Genomic DNA, 24110 nt, shown 5'->3' with positions numbered 1-24110 from the left:
CGTCGGCGGACCACAGGCGGGTTAACGGAAAAACAACGGCGTAGCTTCGCGGCCAGCGGCTGAACATAAACCGTACCGCGCAGTTTGATTATTGTGGCACCCGACCATCGCCTGCGCGCACGATCGTGCGGGATGCTGTGGCCCAAACCGCGGTGTCTCCGGCGCGATGCCGGCATCCGGCACAATGGCGAAGACGATGACGACCGACGCCACGCCCGACTTCCGCCTCTACCACTCCAATGCGCTGGAGGTGTTGGCGGGGCTGCTGGCGCGGGAATTGAGCACACCTGCGCCCGGTGTGCCGCTGCTGGCGCCGGAGACCGTGCTGATTCCCCAGGTCGCGATGCGGCGTTGGCTGCAAGCCACGCTGGCCACCGCGCATGGCATCGCCGCGAACCTGGAATTCCTCACCCCTGGCGAGTTCGTCGCACGTGCGCTGGACGCCAATGTGCCGGGCGAGGGCGACGATCTCGATGCCGCGACGCTGCACTGGCGGCTGTACGCCGCGCTGACCGACCCCGTGCTGCTCGCGCGCCCGGCCATGGCGCAGATCGCCGCCTACCTGGCGGATACCCCGTCGCGCCTGCCCGATCCACTCAAGCCGTGGTCGCTGGCGGGGGAACTGGCCGAGGTGTTCGAGAAGTACCAGGCCTGGCGTCGCGACTGGTTGCTGCGCTGGGAAAGTGGTGCCGATCCCGACGACCCGCAGGCGATCCTGTGGCGCCACGTCGCCGAAGGCCATGACTACCGCGCGCGGCGCATCCAGCGCTATCTCGACCGCTTCGAGGGCGCAGGCCAGCCGTTGCCGCAGGGACTGCCGCCACGCGTATTCGCGTTCGCCACGCTCAATGTCTCCCCCGATGTGCTGCGCGTGCTGGCCACGCAGGCGCGCGTGGGCACGCTGCACTTCTATGTCCCGTCGCCGGTGAAGGACTACTGGGGCGACCTGCAACGCCTGCGCGCGGGCGCCGAGGACGACACGACCGGCGACGCCCGCCTGCTGCAGGCGTGGGGGGCGGCGGGGCGCGATTTCATGGCCGTGATCGGCAGCTACGAACTGGTGCACCCCACCCTGGACGTGCGGGGCCATGCCGATCCCGGTACAGGGGGCGGCAAGTTCCACGGCAGCCTGCTGCGGCGCCTGCAGTCGGACCTGTTCCATCGCCGCGCGCAGCCGCCCGACCTGCTGCCGGCCCTGCGCACCGACGATCCCAGCCTGCAGGTACACGCCTGCCACACGCGCCTGCGTGAACTGCAGGTGCTGCACGACCAGCTGCGTGCGTTGCTGGAGGACGACCGCTTCGACCCGCCGCTGCAGCCGCGCGAGATCGCGGTTCTGGCGCCGGACATCGATCCGTACGTGCCCTATCTGGAAGCCGTGTTCGGCGCGCCGGGCGATGGCGACCGGTTGCCGTACGCGCTGGCCGACACCAGTCCGCTGGCCGGCGAGCCATTGGCCGACGTGTTCGTGCGCCTGCTCGGCCTGCCGGTTTCGCGCTTCGGTACCCACGAGATCCTCGATCTGCTCGCCAGTGCGCCCATCGCGGACGCGGCCGGTCTCGATGCCCCCGCCCTCGAACGCCTGCTCGCGTGGCTGCAGGCCGCGGGCGCGCGCTGGGGACTGGACGCGAAGCACCGTGCCGCGCACGGCGCACCCGCCGACGATGCCTACACCTGGCAGTTCGCACTCGACCGCCTGCTGCTGGGCCACGCCAGCGGCGCGCAGGACGACATCGCCGGCGTCGCGCCCTGGCCCGAACTGGAAGGCAGCGCGCTCGACGCGCTCGACATCCTGGTCCGCCTGCTGCGCGTGCTGGCCCGCCACCAGAAATCGCTGGGCGAGGCGATCACGCCTGCGCAATGGCGCGAACGGCTGCTTGGACTGCTCGCCGCACTGCTGCCGCGCGAACCTGCCCTGCCTGCCCGCCAGCGCGCACTAGACCGCCTGCGCATGCTCATCGACGACTTCGCCGTGCAGGCGGAGAAAGCGGGCTATGCCGACACCGTGCCCGCCGACGTGGTGCGCGCGCACTTCGCTACCACGCTTGCCGAAGCCGATACGCGCGCGCCCCTGTTGACCGGCGGCATCAGTTTCGGCCGCATGGTGCCGATGCGGCTGCTGCCGTTCCGCGTGATCTGCGTGCTCGGCATGAACGACGGCGACTATCCACGCCGCGATCCCGCCGCCGGCCTGAGCAAGCTCACGGCCGAACTCGGCACCGACAAGCGCCGGCATGGCGACCGCTCGCTGCGCGAAGACGACCGCTTCCTGTTCCTGCAGCTGTTCGCCGCCGCGCAGGATGTGTTCCTTCTCAGCTATCTCGGGGCCGATCCTCGCGACGGCAGCGCGCGCGAACCGTCGGTGCTGGTCAGTGAGCTCATCGACGCCGCCGCGCGGCAGCATGCCGATCCGGCGTCCGTCGCCAGGGCGATGGTGGTGCACCATCCGCTGCAGCCGTTTTCGCCCGTCGCGTTTGGTGGCAACGACGATCCACGCCGCTTCAGCTATCGCCGGCAGTGGCATCCCGCCGCCGGCCGGCTGGCGGGGCGACGCTCGCTCCTGCCGCGCTGGTTTCCGGGCGACGCGATGCCACCACCTGCCGACGCCGGCTCCGGGCTGTCGCTCGACCAGCTGCGCCGCTTCCTGACCGCGCCGGCCGAGCAGTTCCTCCACCAGCGGCTGGGCCTGCGGCTGGAGGGGATCGATGAAGCGGGCGATGACGTCGAGCCGTTGCTGCTGCCGGGCCGCGGCCTGGCGCGCAGCGACGTGCAGGCAGCCGTGTTCGCCGGGGTGCTGCAGGGCGACGATGACGCCACGCTGCATGCCGCCTTGCGCGCCCGCGCCCTGCTGCCTTCGGGTCCGCTGGGGCGGCGCACGCTGTCCACGCTGCGCAGCGAGGTCACGCCGTACGCACGCGCCTTCGCCGACTGGACCGGCGGCGAGTTGCCGGCGACGCAGCGCATCGAGGTGGACATCGACGGCGTCGCACTGCACGGCACGCTGGCGGGCATGTATCCGCATGGGCTCGCGCGTGTTCGCATCGGTTCACCGGGCGGAAGCGCGGCGATCCGCGACGGCCTGGACTGGCTGCTCGCCAGTGCGGCCGGCCTCGCGCTGCCGTTGGTTCAGTTCCACGAGGGCGGCACGAAGCCGGCATCCGGCCATCCGTTCGGTCCCCACGTGCGTCCGGCGCTCGATCCTGGCCAGGCACGCACGGTGCTCCGGCACCTGCTCTGGCTGCGCGAACAGGGCCTGCGCGAACCGCTGCCGTTCGCGCCTTACAGCGGCTGGGAATTCTTCGCCGCCGCGCCCGACATGGAAGCAGGCCTGAAGGAAGCGGCGAAGAAATGGTACGGAAGCGAGCGCGGCTGGAGCGAAGGCAACGGCGATGCGCTGCGGCTCGCGCTGCGCGGGTGCGATCCTTTCACCGATGACGCAGCGCGGCTGCGGTTCGCGGATCTTTCGATGTCGATCTATCTCGCGGTCACGCAGGGCGAGGTCTACGCTGGCACCGATCCGGATGCGTTGCGCGCACTGGCCCTCGTCTTCGACGCGGAGGACGCCGGATGACCGTCGCGCACGATCCCTACCTCGCGCTGCCGCTCGATGGCGTGCAGTCCATCGAGGCGTCCGCCGGTACCGGCAAGACCTTCACCCTGGCCACGCTGGTCGTACGGCTGGTGGTCGAAGGCGGCTTGCGCATCGGCGAAGTCCTGGCCGTCACCTTCACCGAGGCCGCCACCCAGGAGCTGCGCGCGCGCATCCGTGCCCGCCTGCTGCTGGCAGCATCGCTGCCCGCCGTCGCCGCCGCCGATGAAGCGCCTGAGGCGGCATTGACGCGTGCGCTCCTCGATGCGCATCTCGCGCGGAGTGGTGAACCTCCCGCCGCACTGCATCGGCGTCTGCGCGAAGCCGCCGACGGCATGGACCTGGCGGCGGTGTTCACCATCCACGGCTTCTGTGCACGGGTGTTGCGCGAACACGCCCTGGAAAGCGGGCACGGTTTCGATGCGCCGCCGTTGCTCGCCAATGACGCAGCGCTGCGGCAGGAAATCGCCGCGGACCTGTGGCGCGCGCATGGCGCGGACGATGACGGTGCGGATGATCTGCTTGCGCTGTGGAAGGGCGGCCCCGACGCCTTGGCGGCCGACCTGCCCGCGTTGCTGCGCGAACAGCGGTTGCAGCCATACCCCGTCGATCCGCTGCCTGCCGACCCTGCAACGGCCTTGCGGGCGGCCGGCGAAGCGCTCATTGCCGCGTATCGCGCGCACGCGAGCGCGTTTCGTGACGCCCTGGTCGCCGCAGTGGAGGGAAAGGTGCTGCACGGCGGCAGCTACAGGGTCGAGTGGATCATCGGACTGTTCGACGCGCTGGAGGCATGGGCGGCCGCGGACGATGCTGGCATGCCGTTCGCGCACGACAGGCTGCCGCAGTTGCGCCGTGAGGCGCTGCTGCTGAAAACCAGCAAGGCCGGCGCGGGCCGCACCCCGGAATCGCCGCTGACGCATGCCATCGATGCCTACCTGCAGGCGCAGGACCGCGTCGACGCCTATCGCGAAGCGCGCCGCGTCGCCCTGCTGCATCGCCTGCGCGACGATGCCCGGGCACGGCTGATGCTGCGCAAACAGCAGCTGCGTGTTCAGACCTACGACGACCTGATCGACGGCGTCGCGGATGCGCTCGAAACGCCACATGCGGACGCCCTCGTGCAGCGCCTGCGCGCCCAGTATCGCGTCGCGCTGGTCGATGAGTTCCAGGACACCGATCCACGCCAGTGGCGCATCTTCGACCACGTGTTCGGCAGCAGGAGTCCGAAGCCGGCGCTGTTCGTCATCGGCGATCCCAAGCAGGCGATCTACGGCTTCCGTGGCGGCGATGTGGAAACCTATCTCGCCGCTCAGGCCGATGCCGTCGCCGCACCACCGCTGTCGCACAACTTCCGCTCGCGGCCGTCGGTACTGCGTGCCATCGAAGCGTTGTACGCACAGGCCGGTGACGCCGCATTCGTCGATCCACGCATCCATTTCCATCCGGTCGCGCCCGGTGGCACACGTCACGATGACGACTTCCAGTGTCATGGCGCGGCCGCGCCCGCGCTGACCGTATGGCGAGCGCCATCGCCGGCGCCCGGACCGGACGGCAAGGTCAAGCCCTGGGACGCAGGCACCTCGCGTGAACTGGCCACCGCTGCCTGCGTGGCTGCCATCCACCGCGTACTGACGGATGCGCGCGCCGGCAACGCGACGATAGGAGGCAAACCCGTTCAGCCCGGCGATATCGCCGTGCTGGTCCGCACGCACCGGGATGCCACCCGCATCCGTGCCGCGCTGGCCGAGGTCGGCATTCCCGCTGTTGCCGCCGGCAAGCTCAGCCTGTTCGCCGCGCCGGAAGCGCGCGAACTGCACGCGCTGCTGCGCACGTTGATGCACGGCGCGGACGACGGCCATGTGCGCGCCGCGCTGTCCACCGTCCTGCTGGGCGTGGATGCCGCGGGCATCGCCGCGCTCGAAACCGACGGCGATGCGATGCGCGGCTGGCAACAGCGCGCGCAGGACTGGCGCGAACGCCTGCATCGCGGTGGCCCGCTGGCGCTGGTCAACGACCTGTGCGCCGAGCACGCCCCGCGCCTGCTCGGCCTGCTCGACGGCGAGCGCAGGCTCACCAACTACCTGCAGACGGCCGAGATGCTGCAGGAAGCCGACGCGCGTACGCTCGGCCTGCCCGGCCTCGTCGACTGGCTGGCCGCTGCCATCGCCGATGCCGGCACCGCTGCCGATGACGACGCACAGCTGCTGCGGCTGGAATCCGATGCGCACCGCGTGCAGGTGGTGACGCTGCACAAGAGCAAGGGCCTGGAGTACCCGCTGGTGTTCCTGCCGTATGCGGGCATCGGCGGAAGGGCGCCCGATCCCGGCCAGCGCGTCGTCGTCACCGACGCGGACGGCCGCGTGCTGCACTGGAAGTTGCAGGCGGAGGTCTCCGGGTGGGGCGCGGCCAGAGCGCAATGGAGCGAGGCGCAGCGCGCCGAAGACGCGCGCCTGCTGTACGTCGGCCTGACCCGCGCCAGCCACGCGCTGTGGCTGGCAACGGGCGCCTTCTACCAGCACGCGCAGTCGCCGCTATGGGCGATGGTGCGCGATGCCGACGCCCTGCTGGCGCACGACCCGGGCATCCGCATCGATCCCGCCGCACCGCCCGCCGAACTGCCGTGGTTGCCGCCCGTGGCGGAAGGCGCGGTGCCGCCCGCCCGCGTCGCCCGGCGTTCCATCGCGCCCGACTGGTGGGTCTACAGCTTCACCCAGCTTGCGCATGCCGATGCGGGCCACGCCGTCGACGCTGCCTCCACCGAGGCCGACGGCGCGGCCGCGGACGAACCGGTGCAGCCGCCCGATGACGCAGACGCGTCCCCCGACATCACCGCCGACGCATACGACCCGCGCTTCAGTGGCAGCCGTTTCGGCAACGTGCTGCATGCGGCGCTCGAAGACACCCGCTTCAGCGCATGGGCGCAGTGGCAGGCGGGGGATGCGGCGCCGGAAGGCGAACATGCCGCCCTGCTCGCCGCGCTGCGCAGGGAAGGCTACGCGCAGGACGACCTGGCCGAGGGCGTCGCCCTGCTCACCTCGCTGGTCGGACGCACGCTGACCGTCGCGCTGCCCGAGGGTGGCGCATTGCATGCGCTGGGCGACCACGAGCGGCGTGCCGAAATCGAATTCCATTTCGCCCTCGCACCCACTGCCGTGCCGGCGTTGCTGGCGCTGCTGCACGCGCATGGCGTGGCGCGCGCGCGCCACGGGTTCGGCCTGCGCTCGCGGCTGGAAGGGTTGATGACCGGCAAGATCGACCTGACCTACGTGCGCGACGGGCGCTGGTACGTGCTCGACTACAAGTCCAACCGGCTGCCGCGCTACGACGCGCCCGCGCTGGCGGCCGCGATGGCGCACAGCGAGTACGACCTGCAGGCCCTGGTCTACACCGTCGCGCTGCATCGCTGGCTGCGGTTCCGCCTGGGCGACGGCTACGACTACGCGCGCGATTTCGGCGGCATCCGCTACGTGTTCTGCCGCGGGCTCGATCCCGCGCGCGATGCGTCGCTCGGCGTGCATGCGCAGCGCTTCGCGCCGGAACTCGTGCACGCACTCGACGCCTTGTTCGCCGGCCACGGGCAGGAGGCGGCCGCATGAGCCTGCTCGATACCCTGTTCCGCAACGGCCACCTGCGTACCCTGGACCACGCCCTCGCCCAGAGCCTGCGCCGGCTGGATGTGGCCACGCCCGACGACGTGCTCGCCGCCACCGCGCTGGCGTCGCTCGCCGTCGCCAAGGGCCATGCCGGTCTATCGCTGCGCGAGCCGCAGGCACTGCTCGACGCCGATACCCCCATCGACTGGCCATCCGTCGACGCGTGGCGTGCATGTCTCGCCGCGTCGCGCTGGGTGGCCACGCCGGACGATGCCGATGCGGTCGCCGACCCGCACGCGCCGCTGGTGCTGGAACACGACCTCCTCTACCTGCGCCGTTATCGCGAGTACGAACGGGCACTCGCGGCCGGCCTGCAACGCCTCGCCACGCAACCGGTGCCGGCAACCGGCGTCGATGCGCTCGCGCCTTTGTTCGCGCAGCTCTTTCCGCCGGCCGCGCACGATGTCCACCAGGCGCGTGCCGCCGCGCTCGCACTGCGCCATGCCCTGCTGCTGGTCACCGGTGGTCCCGGGACCGGCAAGACCACCACCACCGCGCGCCTGCTGGTGCTGCTGGCCGCACAGGCACGGTGCGCAGGCCGCGCCGCGCCACGCATCGCCCTGGCCGCACCTACCGGTCGCGCCGCCGAGCGCATGGCCGAAAGCGTCCGCCATGCGGTGCAAGCCTTGGCGGCGCAGGGCGTGGACGCCGACCTGCTCGCGACGCTGCCCACCACGGGCACCACCCTGCACCGCTTGCTCGGCACGATTCCGGATTCGCCCCGCTTCCGCCATCACGCCGACAACCCGCTGCCGTTCGACGTGGTGGTCGTCGACGAAGCCTCGATGATCGACCTGCCGCTGATGGCCAAGCTGGTGGACGCCGTCTCCGATGGCACGCGCCTGGTGCTGCTGGGCGATCCGGACCAGTTGCCGTCGGTGGAAGCAGGCGATGTGCTCGCTGCCATCCTCAGCGCGGCAGGGGATGGCAACGACATCGGCTTGCGGGATGACGAGGCGCTCCACCCGTTGCTGGGCGATGCTTCCCTCGCTGATCATCCGGCAAGCCTGGATCATCGACACAACCGCTTCGCCGGCATCCGCGTGCACCTGCAGCGCGGCTGGCGCCAGAGCGAAGCCCTGCAGCTCGCGCCGCTGGCCGCCGCCGTGCGCGAAGGCGATGCCTCCACGACGCTCTCGCTTCTGCGCAGCGACACGCTGGCCGGCGTGCAGTTCCACGATGACCTGGTCGATCCGCTCGACATGCAGCGCGAACGCCTGCTGTTGCACTGGCGCGCGCTGGGCGAAGCCGCCACGCCCGCCGACGCGCTGGCGCTGTCCGCGCGCCTGCGCATCCTCACCGCCGTGCGTGAAGGCCCGCAGGGCGCGCGCACATTGAACGCCCGCATCGAGCGCCTGCTGGTGGAGGGCGGCAGCGGCCTGCAGCGCGCCGGGCAGGGCCACTTTCATGGCCAGCTGGTCATCGTTACAGAGAACAGCTATCGCCACCGTCTGTTCAACGGCGACATCGGGCTGTGTTTCCGCGATGCGCAAGGCGTGTTGCTGGCCTGGTTCCCAGGCGACACACCCACGCAGCCGCGCGCATTCCATCCCGCATCGCTGCCCGCGCACGAGTCCGCATTCGCCATGACCGTGCACAAGGCGCAGGGCAGCGAATTCGATGCGGTCTGGCTGCTGCTGCCCGCACGCGGCAACCGCGTGCTGTCGCGTGAACTCCTCTACACCGGCATCACCCGCGCCCGGCGTGAGCTGCACGTCGCCGGCAGCGAAGCGGTGATCCGCGACGCACTGTCGCGGCATGCGAGCCGGTGGTCGGGACTGGGGTGGCGGTTGGCGCTCCCACGCATCGCGTCGTAACGCCGCAGCGCCGTGCAGCCGCATCGCACGTGCGTCGCAAAGCATGAACACGGGTTTGCGGTCACGCCCCCAAGGGCGTATACCTGTCATGGCTGACGGGCAGTCTCCTCCGCCGCCTCCCGCGGGCCGATTTCTCTCCCTCTCGGCTTCATCCACGCGACGCCCTGTCGCGCCGAGGAGAGATGCGTGTCCAAGCAGCACGTCCAGGTGTTCATTCTTCATCTTGGATCGCAGCAATCCATCGGTCCGGGCGACCTGCGGGTGATGTGGGCCACGGCCTGCGAGTCGCCGGACATCGCGGTGTCCCGCCGGCCGGCGACCCACGGTCACGCCACGGCACGGCCCTGCTTCGAGTTGTGGGCGGGCCGCCAGTTCCACCGCGCACCGGCAGAACGGCGCATGCGCGCGTTGCTGGAGTCGCGCGGCTTTCTTTTCACGTTGACGCATACCGCCCTGTAGGAGGGTGCATGACTTTTGATGTCGGGATCGGCAAGTGCCGGTCGGTGCAATCGGATTCGGTGGACGTATGGGTGGACGGTTCCATCGTCCGCCGGCTGGTGCCGGAAACCAAATGGCAGCGGGACGGAATAAGCGTGTTGCAGGTGCCGGTGAAGCTGTGCAGTGCGCGCCATCGGTTGGCGGCGGGCGAGGAGGTGTTCCTCGACACGGCGCTCATCACTGCGAACAGTGCGGGCAAGCTGGACGTCGACGGCAGCGGCGACTATGCCAAGGCACGCCTGTCGCTGCTGGTTCCCAGTATCGACGCCACGCCCTCGCCCCCGCCGCCCTCGCGCAAGGCGAGTTGGCGCTGACACGCCGGCCCTGCAGGCTGTCGCGCACGCGGCGTTCGCCGTGGCGGCGGGCCCTGGAAGGAAAAGACGCTGCCTGCAACGCCGACGCATCCCTCGGAGGTCATGCCGACCTCTAGAATCGCGGCATGCCCGACGTCCTTCACGCCATCCGAGATGCCGCGTCCACCCTGCCCCACCTCGCCGGGTGGATCACGCTGGCCTGGCTGCTTTACCTGGTGCCACTGTGTACCTGGATCATCCTGCAGAAGCGCGAACCGGTGGCCACGCTCAGTTGGCTGCTTTCCCTCGCGCTGCTGCCGTACGTGGGGTACTTGGTCTACTTCCTGTTAGGGCCGCAGCGCATCAAGCGGCATCAACTCCGGCGGACGCGCGCGCGCGAAGGCGTGGAGAGCTACGAGGTCTTCGCACCGGCTGACGGCAACAGCGCGGAACTGCCCATGCTGGCCCAGAAGACGACGGGACTGCCGCCTTCCACGGCCACCTCGGTGCAGCAGCTCGTGGACGGGTGCGCCACGTACAAGGCGATCCTGGATGCGATCGCCGCCGCGGAGAACCACATTCACCTGGAGTACTACATCTTCAACGGCGACCGTACCGGCCAGCGCATCCTCGAGGCGCTCGCGGTGAAGGCGCGCGAAGGCGTCAAGGTGCGACTGCTGCTGGACGCCGTGGGCTCGAACCGACTCAAGACCCGGGCCTTGCGCGCATTGATCGATGCCGGCGGCGAGCACGCCTGGTTCCACCCTACCCGCTTCCGTCCCTTCACCCGTCCGTGGCTGAATCTGCGCACGCATCGCAAGATCGTGGTGGTCGACGGGCGCATCGCGTTCACCGGCGGCATCAACGTCACCGACGATGAGGACGAGTCCCTCTGCGACGATGCATTCCGCGACCTGCACCTGCGCCTCGAGGGCGAGATCGTGCGCAGCATCCAGCAGGTGTTCGTCGAGGATTGGGTATATGCCACCGGCCAGCAGCGCAAGGATTTCCAGGGCACGCGGCTGTGGAGCGCCAGCGATGCCAACGTGCGGGGCGGGATTGCGGTACAGGCACTGGTGTCGGGGCCTGATTCCGCATGGGAGCCCATCCACCGCACCAAGGTCGCGGCGATCCATGAGGCCAAGCAGCGCGTCTGGCTGGTCACGCCCTACTTCGTGCCGGGCGAAGCCGCGCGCATGGCGCTGACGTCCGCCGCGCTGGGCGGTCTGGACGTCCGCCTGGTGGTGCCCAAGACCAGCGATTCCCGGCTGGCGACGCTGGCCGCGCGGTCGTATTTCGACGAACTGCTCGCCGCCGGCGTGAAGGTCTACGAATACGGCCCACGCATGATGCACAGCAAGGCGCTGCTCTGCGACGACACGCTGGCCATCATCGGCAGCGCCAATTTCGACCACCGCAGCTTCCGGCTGAATTTCGAGATTTCCATGATGTTCCGCGACCGCGGCGTCGCCGGCACGCTGGGACAGTGGATGGAAGGCGAGATCGCCGCCAGTGAACCGGTGCGCCTGCAGCGCGACCGCGCGCTCTGGCGCCATCGACTGCCCGAAGCACTGGCACGGCTGATGTCGCCCTTGCTGTGAAGCCGGTCGATGCCTGCCGCGCAACGGACGCGGTAATATTCCGCCACCAAGCCCCGGGGGTGGACGATGCACTGGCTCTTCCTGTTGATGGCGATCGGCTGCCTGTTCATGGCCGTGCGCACCACGTCGATGCCCTTGATGGTCGTCCTGATGCTGGTGTCGCTTTGCCTCTTCGTGGTCTGGATCATCGGTCGGCATGCGCGCAGGCTGGGTGAAACGCGTCGCGACGAATCGCTGATGATCGATCCGGCCGAGCTGCGCCGCCTCCGCGAGATCGCCGAGGCGCGGCGCAATGCACCGCCGTCCGAACCGCCCGCACCGTGACCCTGCTCAGCGTCAACGTCAACAAGATCGCCGTCCTGAGGAATTCCCGCGGCGGCGATGAACCCGATGTGGTGCGCGCGGCGCAGGCTTGCCTGGCAGCCGGCGCACACGGCATCACCGTGCATCCCCGGCCCGACCAGCGGCACATCCGTCCTGGCGATGTCGACGCGCTGGCGCGGCTGACGCGCGGGCACGGCGTCGAACTGAATCTGGAAGGCAATCCGTTCGCTCCGCCCCGCGACGGTTATCCCGGCTTCCTCGCGCTGTGCGACGCGGCCCGTCCTGTGCAGGCCACGCTGGTGCCGGACGGCGACGGCCAGATCACGTCGGACCATGGCTTCGATTTCGAACAGGATTCGGAACGCCTGCGCCCGCTGATCGCGGCACTCAAGGCGATGGGATGCCGGGTCAGCCTGTTCGTGGATGCCGGCTGCGCGGGACTCGAGAATGCGGCGCACATCGGCGCGGACCGCATCGAGATCTATACCGGTCCATTTGCCGAGGCGGCTTCGCGTGGCGATGCCGGCGATGCGCTCGAGCGCTGCAGGCGCACTGCCGAGCAGGCCCACGCGCTGGGCCTGGGCGTCAACGCAGGGCACGACCTCAGCCAGGACAATCTCGGCGGATTCCTTGCGGCGGTGCCCGGGGTACGCGAAGTCTCGATCGGCCATGCGCTGATCGGCGAAGCACTGTACGCCGGCCTGGACGCGACCGTGCGCCGCTACCTCGCGATCCTGAGCCAGGCCGGGGGCGTCGCGCGGGACTGAGCGGTGTCGATCCCGGCGACGCGCGCCGGGCGTCAGTTCCTCATCACGATATTGCGCATGCCGCTGGCTTCGGCCTGCGACAGCGCGCTGACCAGTTGCTGGTAGTCGGCGCTTTCCGACGCCTCCACCTGCAGCACGGTACGGGGGTCGGCCGTGAGCGCATCTTCCAGCCGCGTACGGAGATCGCCCAGCGCAACCGGACGGTCGTCCAGGGTGTAGTGGCCGCCGACGCCCACCTTGAGCACCAGGTCGTTGGGCGGCTCGGCGTGCGTACCGGGAACCGGTTGCGGCAGGAGCGTCTCGATGGGGCGTGACAGCATCGGCGCCGTCACCATGAAGATCACCAGCAGGACCAGCATCACGTCCACCAGTGGCGTGATGTTGATGTCGGCCAGTTCGGAACGGCTTGCAGGAGCGGAGAACGCCATGGCACACCTCCTTCTGTCGGGGACCGTGCCCCTGACGCTACGCCCGCGCTTCCAAGGACGCAAGAGGGCCCCTGTTCGCCCTCCGGAACGAAGAACGCCGCCCCGGAGGGCGGCGTTCGAGAGCCAACTGCTGCTCGTTTCGCGATTACTGCACGAAACCGATCTTCATCATCTGCGCATTCTTCGCGGCGGCCAACACCTTGGCCATCACTTCGTAATGCGCGTCCGACTTGGCTTCGATGCGCAGCTCCGGCTGGTTGGTCGGATCGCGCTGGACTTCGTCTTCCATCTTGCGCTGGAGGTCGGCCACGTTGGTCGGGCTGTTGTTCCAGTACACCGTGTTGTCCGACTCGATGCGCAGGTCGATCGGCGGCGGCGGCTCGCGTACCTGCGGCGGCGGGTTGATCACACGCTGCGGCAGGGCCACCTCGATCGGGTACGTCATGATCGGTGCGGTCACGATGAAGATGATCAGGAGCACCAGCATCACGTCCACGAGGGGCGTGACGTTGATGTCGGCCATGGGGCCCTTGCTACCACCACTGCTGAATGCCATGGCTTACTGCCCCTTCTCTTTCGTGGCCACGTAGCCGATATCGAGCATGCCCTGGCCTTGCGCGATCTTGGTGACTTCCGCGATGGTGCCCATCTTGGTCGTCTTGTCGCCACGCAGGTTGAGCTTCGGCTGCGGCTGCAACTGGGCCACGCTCGACAGGCGCGATTCCAGGATTTCCTTGCTGACCGGCTCGTCGCCCCAGAACAGATCGCCATTGTCCTTGACGGAAATGGTGATCGGCGGGGTCTTGGGGGCGGTCTTTTCGTCCGGATTCTGGACGAGGTTCGCTTCGGGCAGCTCGATCTTCACCTTGTGCGACATCAACGGCGCCGTGATGATGAAGATGATCAGCAGCACCAACATCACGTCCACGAGGGGCGTGACGTTGATCTCGGCCATCGGGCCACCGCTATTACCACTACTGAAAGCCATGACGGGCTCCGTCTAGAACGTTGCGTTGACTGCTTGTACCGCCGGCTCAGCGAACGCGCGAGCCGGTGGCGAAGAAGTCGTGCAGGTCGTGCGCGAACGTGTCGAACTTGGCGATGACGGCCGCGTTCGTCTTGCTGAAGAAGTTGTAGGCGAACACGGCCGGGATGGCGACGAACAGACCGATGGCGGTCATGATCAGCGCTTCACCCACCGGGCCGGCGACGGCGTCGATCGAGGCCTGGCCGGTCGCACCGATGCGGATCAGGGCGCCGTAGATGCCCCACACCGTACCCAGCAGACCCACGAACGGCGCGGTCGCACCGACGGTGGCGAGCAGCGTCATGCCGCCCTGCAGGTTGGTGCTCTCGCGGGTCACGGCCTGGCGCAGGGCGCGGTCCACGAACTCCGAGCGGCTCAGGGTCTCGCCCGAACCTTCCGAACGCTGGTGGTGCGCAGCGGCCTGGGCGGCGTCGAGGGCGATCTTGGAGAACGGCTCGTTCTTCGGCTGCTCTTCCATCAGGCGGATGGCGTCCTGCGCATTCGGGGTTTCCCAGAAGGCGCTGGTCACGCGGTCAGCCTGGCCCTTCAGGCGGGTGCTGCGGAGCACGTTGATGACCGTCCAGTACCAGGACATGGCCGACATGATCACCAGGGTGAGCAGCACGACCCAGGAGACGATGAACTCGCCGGGCTTGCTGACCATCTCGCTGATCATGTGCTCGAAGCCCATCTGCGACAGGGCATTCGCGGCGTTGTTGCCCCCGGCGGCGGCGGCGAAAAGGGTTTCCTGCAGCATGACGCTTACCTTTATTTAAGTGTTGATTGAGGGTGGTGCGGGTTTCTTGCGTTGGAATCTGTCGATGCCTGGCGGCATCAGCCGCCCATGTTGAAGTCCACGGGCACGCGGACGCGGCCTGCGGCCTTCTGGCCATTGACGACGGACGCGTTGAAGCGCCATTTGCGTGCGGCTTCCATGGCAGCACGATCGAGATCGCGGTTGCGGCTGGACTTTTCCACCGACACATTGGTGACGTTGCCGTTCGCGTCCACGTCGATGATCAGGATGACCGTGCCTTCGATACCCGAGCGCGCGGCGGCCGGCGGGTAGCGGGGCGGATTCATGTTCTTGGACGAGATGTCGACGCTGGCGCCGATGTCCGGCGTCGGCGACGGCGGTGCGGGCGGCGACGGCGGGCTGACGATGTCGGTCGGACGCGGTTCGGCGATGTCCACGGGCGGTGCTTCCGGCGGCGGAGGCAGCGGTGTGGTCTTGGGCGGCGCGAGGTTCTTGACCGGCGGCGGCGGCGTGTCCTGCTTCGGCGGCGGCGGCGGCGGCGGCGGCGGGGGAGGCGGGGCGTCGACGATCACCACCGAGGTGCGACGTTCCTGCTCCTTCTCCGCCGGCGGGGCGACGGCCGGGATCAGCAAGGCCAGCAGCGCGGCTGCGTGCAATGCGATCACAAAGGCAATACCGATGATACGCGGCCAGTTGAGGCTGTTGTCCTCTTCCTGTTCCCGGTACCTGTTGATGACCAGTTGTTCAGCCATGCGCCAATTAACTCAAGGTTGATACGGGCACCGGAGCGCCTCGTTGATTCTGGATTCCGCCGGCCGTTTTGCGCGGCGGAATCCCCAGCTTATACCAATCCGACGCCCGGTTGCCATTATCCGTACGGATTTTTGGCCTACGGTGTCACTGGATCACGTCACTTAAGCGCGAGGATCTTCTTCGCGTCTTCCGGCTTCTTCAGACCCTTGTTCAACGCCGCCTGGGCGGCGGTCTTGGCTTCGGGGATGCGGCCTTCCTGCCAGAGCACGCGGGCCAGGTTGAGGTAGGTCTCGCCATCCTTCGCAAGCGGGGCGGCCTTCTGCCACGCCTCGATGGCCTGGGGGACCTGTTCGGAGTAGTAGTACGCCTGTGCCAACGCAAGATACGTCTGGTAATCCTGCTTCAACAGACCCTTCTGCAGGCCCTCGTTGACGACGGAGATCACGTCCTTCTCCTTGCCGTCCATGTTGGCGTAGGTGATGTACAGCTGGCGGTATTCCTTCTCGTCCGTCAGCTGGCCGGCTGCGCGCAGCTTTTCCAGGATCGCGGCGGCCTTGTCGAACTGGTCGGCCTGCTGGTACGTCGCGACCAGGTTCATCTGCGACTTCTTGTCGGTCGGGTTCTTGGCTGCCTGCTGCTCGGCCAGCTTGATGGCTTTCTCCGGCTGGCCCGCTTCGTTGTACGACGCCAACAGCAGGCTGTACCAGCTGTCCTTCGGCTCTGGAGTGGCGGCAATGGCCTTTTCCAGTACCGGAATGGCTTCGGCGAACTTTTCCGTCTGGTACAGCGCCTGGCCCTTCATGATGAGGTCTTCCGGACGCGACGACTTCGTCTCGGTCAGGTAGCGATCGAGGTTGGCCATGCCCGGCTCGAACTCGTCGTCCTGCAACTGCAGCTGGGCCAGCATCATCATGGACTGGTAATGACCGTTGTTGTCCAGCGCGTTGAGATCGACGGCCTGCCGCAGCAACTGCTTCGCGGTCGCCATGTCGTCGAGGTTGTAGGCAGCCTGCGCGCCAAGCTGCGCGGCCATCGCCTTGTCGTAGTCGTTGGCGTTGGGCTCGGCCAGCAGATCCTTCGCGAGGGTCAGCGTCTCGGTGTCGTTGTCTTCCTTCTCATAGGCCTTGAACAGCTTGCTGAGCTTGCCCTGGGCCTTGCTCGAACCCTTGGCCTTGGGCTCCTCGCGGGTCGCGTCCGGATAACGCACTTCCGGCTTGGCGCTGCTCTTGCGTCCACCGCGTTCTGCGGAGCGGGCGTCATACGCCACGGCGTCGGCAACGACGGCGCCGCCAAAGGCGGCCAGCAACATCAGGCTGAGGACAGTCTTCTGGGGCATGCGGTGTTTCATGTCTAAACCTCGTGGGGACAAGCAGAAGGCGGTTCACCCGTCCCCTCTGCGTGCGGGGCCGGCAAAACTAACAGAAACCAAGGGAAGGCGGATACCGTTTCACGTGCTGCTGCGCAGCAATACCGGCGCGTGTGTCAGCCGCATTTCGGCGCGTTTCCGGCCTTCCTGGCCGCCTCGTACGTGGGTACGAGGGAAGGGGCATCGCGCTCGAGCTCGCGGATGCGGTTGGCGGGGTCGGGGTGGGTCGACAGCCATTGCGGCGAGCGTCCTCCGCTGGCGGCCATCATGTTCTGCCACAGGCCTACCGCTTGGCGCGGATCGAAGCCGGCCTGCGCCATCAGACGCTGGCCGACGACGTCGGCCTCGCTTTCCTGTGTTCGGGAACCGGGCAGCAGGAACGCCGCCTGCGCGGTCATGCCGCCGAGCTGGTTCACCGTACTGGCGGCACCCTCACCGTAGCGAGCGCCGGCCAACGCGCCAAGCACACCCAGACCCGCCTGCGCACCCATCTGCCGCGTGATGCGTTCTTCGTGGTGTCGTGCGATCACATGGCCGATTTCATGTCCCAGCACGGCAGCAAGCTGGTCCTGGTTCCTGGCGACGGTGAAGATCCCGGTATTCACGCCGACCTTTCCGCCCGGCAGGGCGAACGCATTCGGCTCGCTGTCGGTGAAGACCGCAGTCTCCCACGCAACGCCGCGCTGCTCCGGTGGCAGCTGGCGGACGAGGGCGTTCACCACGCAAGTGACGTAGGCGTTCTGGCGTGCATCACGGTTGAGGGTCTCCTTCGCCTTGGTCTCGGCGAAGGCCTGTGCGCCCAGCTGGTCCAATTGGGCCTGGGAAACACCGCCAACCATCTGGGTGCGTCCCGTCGGCGACGTCGTGGTAGCACAGGCGGCAAGGCCCAGCACCATGGCGGTTCCGAGAATCTGGCATTTCATGCTCGCCCCCCTGCGATATTGCGTGCGACCAGAGTCTGGGCAAGCCCGTCTTAAACTTTTGTCAATCACATTAGACGGATGCGTCGCCGTACACCTGCAAGACAGCCAGCGCTATCGCATTGTTCAGGATGTGGGCAGCGATGGGCGCCCATAGCGTCCCGGTGCGGCGATACACCCAGGCGAAGATGCCGCCCATGCCGGCGTACACCGCGATCAGGAACAGCGTGCTGCCCGCCGGCTTGCCGTTGAGGCCGGGCAATTCGTGGACCAGGGCAAACACCAGGCTGCTGAGCACCAGACCCAGCATGGGCCATCCAGCCTGCCACAGCCGTGCGAACAGCACGCGCCGGAACAGCAGTTCTTCGTAGAGCGGTGCCAGGACGACTGCGAACAACGCAAGGAACAGCGGGTAGCGCGCGAAGCCGTCCTTGATCAGGTCCAGGTTGCTCGGTTCGAGGTCCAGACCCAGCCACAGGCGGCCTGCCGCACTCATCAGCGTACTGAAGAGGAATGTGGCCACGCCGGCGACAAGCGCCCAGATCCACGTGCGGGCGTTACGCAGGCGGTCCAACGACGCGCGGCGTTCGGCCTGCGTGGCCCGGCGTCGCCACAGGTAGAGCACCAGGGCCGTGCCGCCGGTGCTCACGAGCGTCATGACGATCAGGAACAGGACCGGAGGCGTACCGAGTTGCGCCTGCAGTGCCTGTGCATCGGGCGTGCCCCCGGCTCGCTGCGCGAGCTGGATGCCTCGCCATGCCGCCCAGCCGAACAGGCCCAGCATCAGCGTCGAGAACGACAGCGCGATGGCGAGCGCCACATCGATGGCGAACGCGGGCAGTACGCTGCGCAGCGGCAGTGTGGACCGCGCCGCATCCAGCACGCCGGACGGGGAGGGCACGTCGCTCATCCGTGCAGCGTCAGACGTCGAGGTTGGCGACCTTCAGCGCGTTGTCTTCGATGAACTCGCGCCGCGGCTCGACGACATCCCCCATCAGCGTGCTGAAGATCTGGTCGGCGGCGACCGCATCTTCGATCCGCACCTGCAACAGGCGACGCGTCTCGGGATTGACCGTGGTGTCCCACAGCTGCTCGGGGTTCATTTCACCCAGGCCCTTGAAGCGCTGGATGCTGCGACCCTTCTTGGCCTCTTCGAGCAACCACGCCTGCGCCTCGGCGAACGTCGCCACCGGCTGCGCCTTGTTGCCGCGGACGACTTGCGCGCCATCGCGGACCAGGCCATGCAGCAGTGCGGCGGCTTCGCGCAGCGGACGCAGTTCGCCGCTCTCGAACGCCGACAGCGACAACACCTGCACCAGTTCCTCACCCATGTGGCGACGGGTGGACAGCAGGGCAGCAGGGCGCTGTTCGTTCGCCGGCTGCAGCGTGAGTGCATAACGCGCACTGCCGATGCTGCCACGGTTGAGCTTGGCTTCCAGCGCGGCCAGTTCATGCCGCTCGTCGATGTTCTGCTGCAGGTGTTCGGCATCGAGCGGCGTGAAGTCGATCAGCGACTCCAGCAGCACCGGATCATAGCGATGCGCGTTGCGTGCAATCGCGTCACGCGCGGTGCTGAAGACGAGCAGCAGTTTCTCCAGCGCCTCGCCGGAAATCGGCGGCTCGCCGTTGGCCGGAATCAGCGATGCGCCTTCCACCGCATTGTTCGCCAGGTAGACGTTCAGCGCCGCGTCGTCCTTCAGGTAGAGCTCCTGCTTGCCCTGCTTCAGCTTGTACAGCGGCGGCAGGCCGATGTAGACATGGCCGCGCTCGATCAGCTCAGGCATCTGCCGGTAGAAGAACGTGAGCAGCAGCGTGCGGATGTGCGAACCGTCGACGTCGGCGTCGGTCATGATGATGATGCGGTGGTAGCGCAGCTTGTCCGGGTTGTACTCGTCCTTGCCGATGCCGGTGCCGAGCGCGGTGATCAGCGTCCCGACTTCGGCACTGGCGAGCATGCGGTCGAAGCGCGCGCGTTCCACGTTGAGGATCTTGCCGCGCAGCGGCAACACCGCCTGGTTCTTGCGGTTGCGGCCCTGCTTGGCGGAACCGCCCGCCGAGTCACCCTCGACGATGAAGAGCTCGGACAGCGCCGGATCCTTCTCCTGGCAGTCGGCCAGCTTGCCGGGCAGGCCGGCGATATCCAGTGCACCCTTGCGGCGGGTCAGGTCGCGCGCCTTGCGGGCGGCCTCGCGGGCGCGGGCGGCGTCGACGATCTTGCCGGCGATCGCACGGGCCTCGTGGGGGTGCTCCTGCAGGAACTCCTCCAAACGTGCACCGAACGTGCTCTCAACGACCGGCCTGACGTCGGAACTGACGAGCTTTTCCTTGGTCTGCGAGGAGAAACTCGGATCCGGCACCTTCACCGACAACACGGCGATCATGCCTTCGCGCATGTCGTCGCCGGACAGGTTCACCTTCGCCTGCTTGGCGATGCCGCTCTGTTCGATGTAGTTCGTCAGCGTGCGCGTAAGCGCGGCACGGAAGCCGATCAGGTGGGTACCGCCATCCTTCTGGGGGATGTTGTTGGTGAAGCAGAACATCGTTTCCTGGTAGGCGTCGGTCCACTGCAGGGCGACTTCCACCGTGATGCCATTCTGCTCGCCACTGACCGAGATCACGTTCGGATGCAGCGGCGTCTTGAGGTGGGCGAGGTGCTCCACGAAGCTGCGGATACCGCCTTCGTAGTGGAAATCGTCGCGACGGCCTTCGCCCCGCTCGTCGACCAGCACGATCTTCACGCCGGAATTCAGGAACGACAGCTCGCGCAGACGGCGGGCCAGGATGTCGTAGTGGAATTCGACGTTGCCGTGGAAGGCCGTTACCGACGGCCAGAAGCGGAGCGTGGTGCCGCGCTTGCTCGTGCTTTCGACCTGGGTCAGCGGTACCAGCGCGGCGCCGTTGCTGTATTCCTGACGATAGTGGAAGCCGCCCTGGAAGATGTCCAGCTGCAGTTTCTCGGACAGGGCGTTGACCACGCTGACGCCCACGCCGTGCAGGCCGCCGGACACTTTGTAGCTGTTGTCGTCGAACTTGCCGCCCGCGTGGAGCACCGTCATGACGACTTCAGCGGCGGACACCTCGCGGCCGAGCTTGGCGCTCATCTGCGCATGCTTGCCTACCGGGATGCCGCGTCCATTGTCGGACACCGACACCGACCCGTCTTCGTGGATCGTCACCGCGACATGGTCCGCGTGGCCGGCCAACGCCTCGTCGATCGAGTTGTCGACCACTTCGAACACCATGTGGTGCAAGCCGGTGCCGTCGTGCACATCGCCGATGTACATGCCGGGGCGCTTGCGGACCGCTTCCAGGCCCTCCAGCGCGGTAATGCTGTTGGCGTCGTACGTATTGCCGTTCGGTGCAGAAGAGGTCGTTTCGTCGGTCATTCGCTTCGTGTCGGCTGCATGGCGGGGCAGGCGCCACCGGGTCGGTAGGCGCCCTGCGCAGGCCAAGGGATCAATGCGGAATTATAGCACTGGTGCGTACTTAGACCCGGTTCAAGGGGTAATGAGGCGCTCCACGCCCCCTTGTTCCACGTGGAACAGAGCAGGTGCCACATCGCTTTCCACCAACCCGACCGGCGGTTCGGTACCGGTAATGAATATCTGGGCACCGCTGGCGAGCAGACGCGCCAGAATTCGACGCTGGTGGTGCCGGTCCAGTTCGGACGCAAGATCGTCCAGCGCGATGACGGGCCACTCACCGCGTCGACGGGCGAAATCCTGTGCCTGTGCCAGCAGGCAGGACAGGGCGGTCAACTTGGCCTGGCCCCGGGACAGCGTCTCGCGCTGGGGCAGCGCGCTGTAGTCGATCCGCCAGTCCGCACGGTGCGGACCCACGGTCGTATAGCCGGCCGCACGATCCCGCTCCCGGGCGAGCAGCAGTGCGTCCGCCAGAGACAGCTCATGCCGGCGCCATCCGGGCAGGAAGTGCAGCGACGCGTTTCCCAGTGACGGCGCCAGTTCACCCACGACGGACGACAGATCATCCTGAAGCGCATCCAGATATCCCTGACGGTGCCGGGTCAGGGGCTCGCCCGCCTCGGCCAGCTCGTGGTCCCATGCGTCCAGCTGTCCACCGCCGCTTCCCGCCTTGAGCAGGCTGTTCCGTTGTTTCAGGGCACGTGCATAGCGCCGCCAGAGGGGAAGAAAGCCCCCCTCGCGCCCCTGTTCCACGTGGAACAGCCCCCAATCCATGAAGCGGCGCCTGGGCTCCCCGCCCCCTGTGACGAGGGCATGGCTTCCCGGCTCAAAACTCACGACCGCCAAGGCCGCACAGAGATCACCCAACTGGGTAACGGTCTCTCCGTCCAACCGGCCCGTCCATGCCTGCCCGCTATGGCGCAGGCCCGCTCGGCGTTGGCGCCCTTGGCTGGCTTCCCGCCACTCTACGAAGACCTCGACCGCATCGGATCCAGTACGGACCAGACCGTCCCGGACACGCCCCCTGAAGCTGCGTCCGTATGCCATCAGATGCAGCGCTTCCAGCAAACTGGTCTTGCCGGCACCGTTGTCGCCCGTGATGAGGTTGATGCCAGCCTCGGGGGCCAACGAGACCCGCTGGAACCGCCGCAGGCCACTGGCCTCCAGTCGCGTTACCTGCACGACGGGTCCGCACGCGCAGTGGATGCCTCGGAGTGCTCGCACGAATCTGACAACGACGAGGGCGGGGAGAGGCTAGGGGGCATGCCGAATTGTAGCCCGCGAACCCGCCGCGGCTGGCGACAGGCATCGGCCGACGGACTCCTGAAACGAGATCGCCCGACACGGGGGTCGGGCGATTGATGTTCCACGTGAAACAAGAGGTGTCAGAGACGCAACGGCATGACCACGTGGCGGGACTTTTCACTGCTCGCCTCGCGTACGAGGGCAGAAGAGTTGGCGTCCCGAAGCTGCAGGACCACATGCTCATCGCGCAATGCCGACAACGCGTCCAGCAGGTAATTCACATTGAAGCCGATAGCCAGGCCGTCGACCTTGGTATCCGCCTCGATTTCTTCCTGGGCTTCTTCCTGTTCGGGATTGTGCGCGCTGATCTTCAGCTGACCGGGCGATACCTCGACCCGCACACCGCGGTATTTCTCGTTGGACAGGATCGCGGCGCGCTGCAGGGCGGCCCGCAGCACTTCGCGGTCAAGCAGCACTTCGCGGTCCGCGCCGATCGGAATCACCGCCGCATAGTCGGGGAAGCGGCCGTCGATCAGCTTCGAGGTGAAGGTGACATCGTCGCGCTTCACGCGGATATGACTGCGTCCGACCTCGAGCTCCAGCGCGCGGTCACCGCCTTCCAGAAGCCGCTGCAGCTCGGTCACGCCCTTGCGCGGCACGATGATCTGGCGCTTGCCGACCGGCGCTCCGTCCAGCTGCGACTCGCACATCGCCAGGCGGTGACCATCGGTGGCGACGCAACGCAGCGTGCGCTCGCTGAGGTCGAACAGCAGGCCATTGAGGTAATAGCGGACGTCCTGTTGGGCCATCGCGAACGATGTGCGTTCGATGAGCTCCTTCAGTGTCGCTTCCGGCACTTCGATGCGTTCGGTCGCTTCGACCTCATCCACGGACGGGAAATCGTTGGCCGGCAACGTCGCCAGAGTGAACCGGCTGCGGCCTGCCTGGACGGTGACCTTGTCGCCGCTCTGGCTGACGGTCACCTTGCTGCCGTCAGGCAGTGCGCGAACGATGTCGAACAGCTTTCGGGCGGGGATCGTCGTCTCACCGTCCTGCGCGTCATCGACCGCACTGCGGGAAATCATCTCGACCTCAAGGTCGGTACCCGTCAACGAGAGCTGCCCGCTCTGTACCTGCACCAGGAAATTCGCCAGGACCGGCAACGTCTGCCGGCGTTCGACCACATTGACCACTTGGGCCAACGGCTTGAGGAAAGCTTCGCGCTGCAGACTGAAACGCATGAGTGTGGGAGCCCCTTCGCTTTGGATTTTCAAGACTAAAAGCTTAAAAGCTGGTGGTGGTGGTAGGGCCCGAAACCCGGGAAAACCTACGTAACCCCATAAATCTATTGTTTTTTTATCACCTGCAACCCAGTGGACAGGCGCCCTGCAGGCGATGGTGAAACCTGTGGACAACTTTACGCCCGGAAACCACGCACATCTTATCCACAGAAGGTGAGCGTACTTGCCCACGATGTTATGCGTTGCTCGTCCCCATCGCCTTGCCTACAGTGACCGCAACGGCGAGGAAGACGACGTGCGACACCATGGGAGCCGGCACGTCGGATACAACCCTGCCTGTCCTGCCTGCCTACGAAGAGCGGAACCGGCTCGTCGCGGTCATATCCTCCTGCCGATATCTCCACACGTT

19 protein-coding genes are annotated in these 24110 nt (G+C 67.4%); 8 read left to right on the top strand and 11 right to left on the bottom strand.

The genetic code is table 11. From position 1 onward, the window contains the following. Positions 1-196: 196 nt before the first annotated feature. The 8 genes from recC to Q0907_RS11430 all read left to right on the top strand — a co-directional run bounded on the left by recC (position 197) and on the right by Q0907_RS11430 (position 12542). Positions 197-3571 (top strand): exodeoxyribonuclease V subunit gamma, encoded by a 3375-nt coding sequence (recC, locus tag Q0907_RS11465; RefSeq protein WP_299344730.1) that lies wholly within the window; start codon positions 197-199, stop codon positions 3569-3571. Continuing rightward, on the top strand, positions 3568-7185 hold the full coding sequence (locus Q0907_RS11460) for an exodeoxyribonuclease V subunit beta (protein WP_299344728.1): 3618 nt from the start codon (positions 3568-3570) through the stop codon (positions 7183-7185). Before recC ends, Q0907_RS11460 begins: the two co-directional genes overlap by 4 nt. Next, positions 7182-9059: an exodeoxyribonuclease V subunit alpha gene (gene recD / locus Q0907_RS11455; protein WP_299344725.1), complete on the top strand. Its 1878-nt coding sequence runs from the start codon at positions 7182-7184 to the stop codon at positions 9057-9059. Before Q0907_RS11460 ends, recD begins: the two co-directional genes overlap by 4 nt. 186 nt (positions 9060-9245) lie before the next feature. Further along, positions 9246-9518, top strand: a complete 273-nt coding sequence (locus Q0907_RS11450; protein ID WP_299344722.1) for a hypothetical protein — start codon at positions 9246-9248, stop codon at positions 9516-9518. An 8-nt stretch (positions 9519-9526) separates the two neighbouring features. Further along, complete coding sequence (locus Q0907_RS11445) at positions 9527-9871, top strand: hypothetical protein (protein WP_299344719.1); 345 nt, start codon at positions 9527-9529, stop codon at positions 9869-9871. Positions 9872-9996: 125 nt separating this feature from the next. Next, positions 9997-11451, top strand: a complete 1455-nt coding sequence (gene cls, locus Q0907_RS11440) for a cardiolipin synthase (RefSeq protein ID WP_299344716.1) — start codon at positions 9997-9999, stop codon at positions 11449-11451. Between the two features lie 66 nt (positions 11452-11517). Next, complete coding sequence (locus Q0907_RS11435; protein WP_296278703.1) at positions 11518-11775, top strand: hypothetical protein; 258 nt, start codon at positions 11518-11520, stop codon at positions 11773-11775. Then, on the top strand, positions 11772-12542 hold the full coding sequence (locus Q0907_RS11430; protein WP_299344714.1) for a pyridoxine 5'-phosphate synthase: 771 nt from the start codon (positions 11772-11774) through the stop codon (positions 12540-12542). Before Q0907_RS11435 ends, Q0907_RS11430 begins: the two co-directional genes overlap by 4 nt. A 32-nt stretch (positions 12543-12574) precedes the next feature. Here the strand turns inward: Q0907_RS11430 and Q0907_RS11425 are convergent, their stop codons facing one another. The 11 genes from Q0907_RS11425 to dnaN form a co-directional block, all read right to left on the bottom strand. Continuing rightward, positions 12575-12970, bottom strand: a complete 396-nt coding sequence (locus tag Q0907_RS11425) for a biopolymer transporter ExbD (RefSeq protein WP_299344712.1) — start codon at positions 12968-12970, stop codon at positions 12575-12577. Positions 12971-13115: 145 nt separating this feature from the next. Continuing rightward, complete coding sequence (locus Q0907_RS11420) at positions 13116-13526, bottom strand: biopolymer transporter ExbD (RefSeq protein ID WP_296278706.1); 411 nt, start codon at positions 13524-13526, stop codon at positions 13116-13118. Positions 13527-13529: 3 nt separating this feature from the next. Next, a complete protein-coding gene (locus Q0907_RS11415; RefSeq protein ID WP_296278707.1) occupies positions 13530-13958 on the bottom strand; it encodes a biopolymer transporter ExbD in 429 nt (142 codons plus the stop codon). Positions 13959-14004: 46 nt separating this feature from the next. Beyond that, a complete protein-coding gene (gene exbB, locus Q0907_RS11410; RefSeq protein ID WP_296278708.1) occupies positions 14005-14754 on the bottom strand; it encodes a TonB-system energizer ExbB in 750 nt (249 codons plus the stop codon). A 77-nt stretch (positions 14755-14831) separates the two neighbouring features. Continuing rightward, positions 14832-15506 (bottom strand): energy transducer TonB, encoded by a 675-nt coding sequence (locus Q0907_RS11405; RefSeq protein WP_296278709.1) that lies wholly within the window; start codon positions 15504-15506, stop codon positions 14832-14834. A 158-nt stretch (positions 15507-15664) separates the two neighbouring features. Next, positions 15665-16855: a tetratricopeptide repeat protein gene (locus Q0907_RS11400; protein ID WP_299344709.1), complete on the bottom strand. Its 1191-nt coding sequence runs from the start codon at positions 16853-16855 to the stop codon at positions 15665-15667. A 134-nt stretch (positions 16856-16989) separates the two neighbouring features. Continuing rightward, positions 16990-17796, bottom strand: coding sequence for a M48 family metallopeptidase (locus Q0907_RS11395; protein WP_299344706.1), 807 nt, complete (start codon positions 17794-17796; stop codon positions 16990-16992). Positions 17797-17866: 70 nt separating this feature from the next. Next, entirely contained in the window at positions 17867-18703 is an 837-nt protein-coding gene (locus tag Q0907_RS11390) for a CPBP family intramembrane metalloprotease (protein WP_299344703.1), read from the bottom strand. 10 nt (positions 18704-18713) lie between these two features. Next, complete coding sequence (gene gyrB / locus Q0907_RS11385; RefSeq protein ID WP_296278713.1) at positions 18714-21179, bottom strand: DNA topoisomerase (ATP-hydrolyzing) subunit B; 2466 nt, start codon at positions 21177-21179, stop codon at positions 18714-18716. Between the two features lie 111 nt (positions 21180-21290). Further along, on the bottom strand, positions 21291-22397 hold the full coding sequence (recF, locus tag Q0907_RS11380) for a DNA replication/repair protein RecF (RefSeq protein WP_299344700.1): 1107 nt from the start codon (positions 22395-22397) through the stop codon (positions 21291-21293). A 203-nt stretch (positions 22398-22600) separates the two neighbouring features. Further along, on the bottom strand, positions 22601-23701 hold the full coding sequence (gene dnaN / locus Q0907_RS11375; RefSeq protein ID WP_299344698.1) for a DNA polymerase III subunit beta: 1101 nt from the start codon (positions 23699-23701) through the stop codon (positions 22601-22603). Positions 23702-24110 lie beyond the last annotated feature (409 nt).

Source organism: uncultured Pseudoxanthomonas sp. (assembly GCF_947498795.1).
GTDB lineage: Bacteria > Pseudomonadota > Gammaproteobacteria > Xanthomonadales > Xanthomonadaceae > Pseudoxanthomonas_A.
The sequence above is the reverse complement of the archived record's forward strand: the minus strand, read 5'-3'. Positions and strand labels throughout refer to the sequence as shown.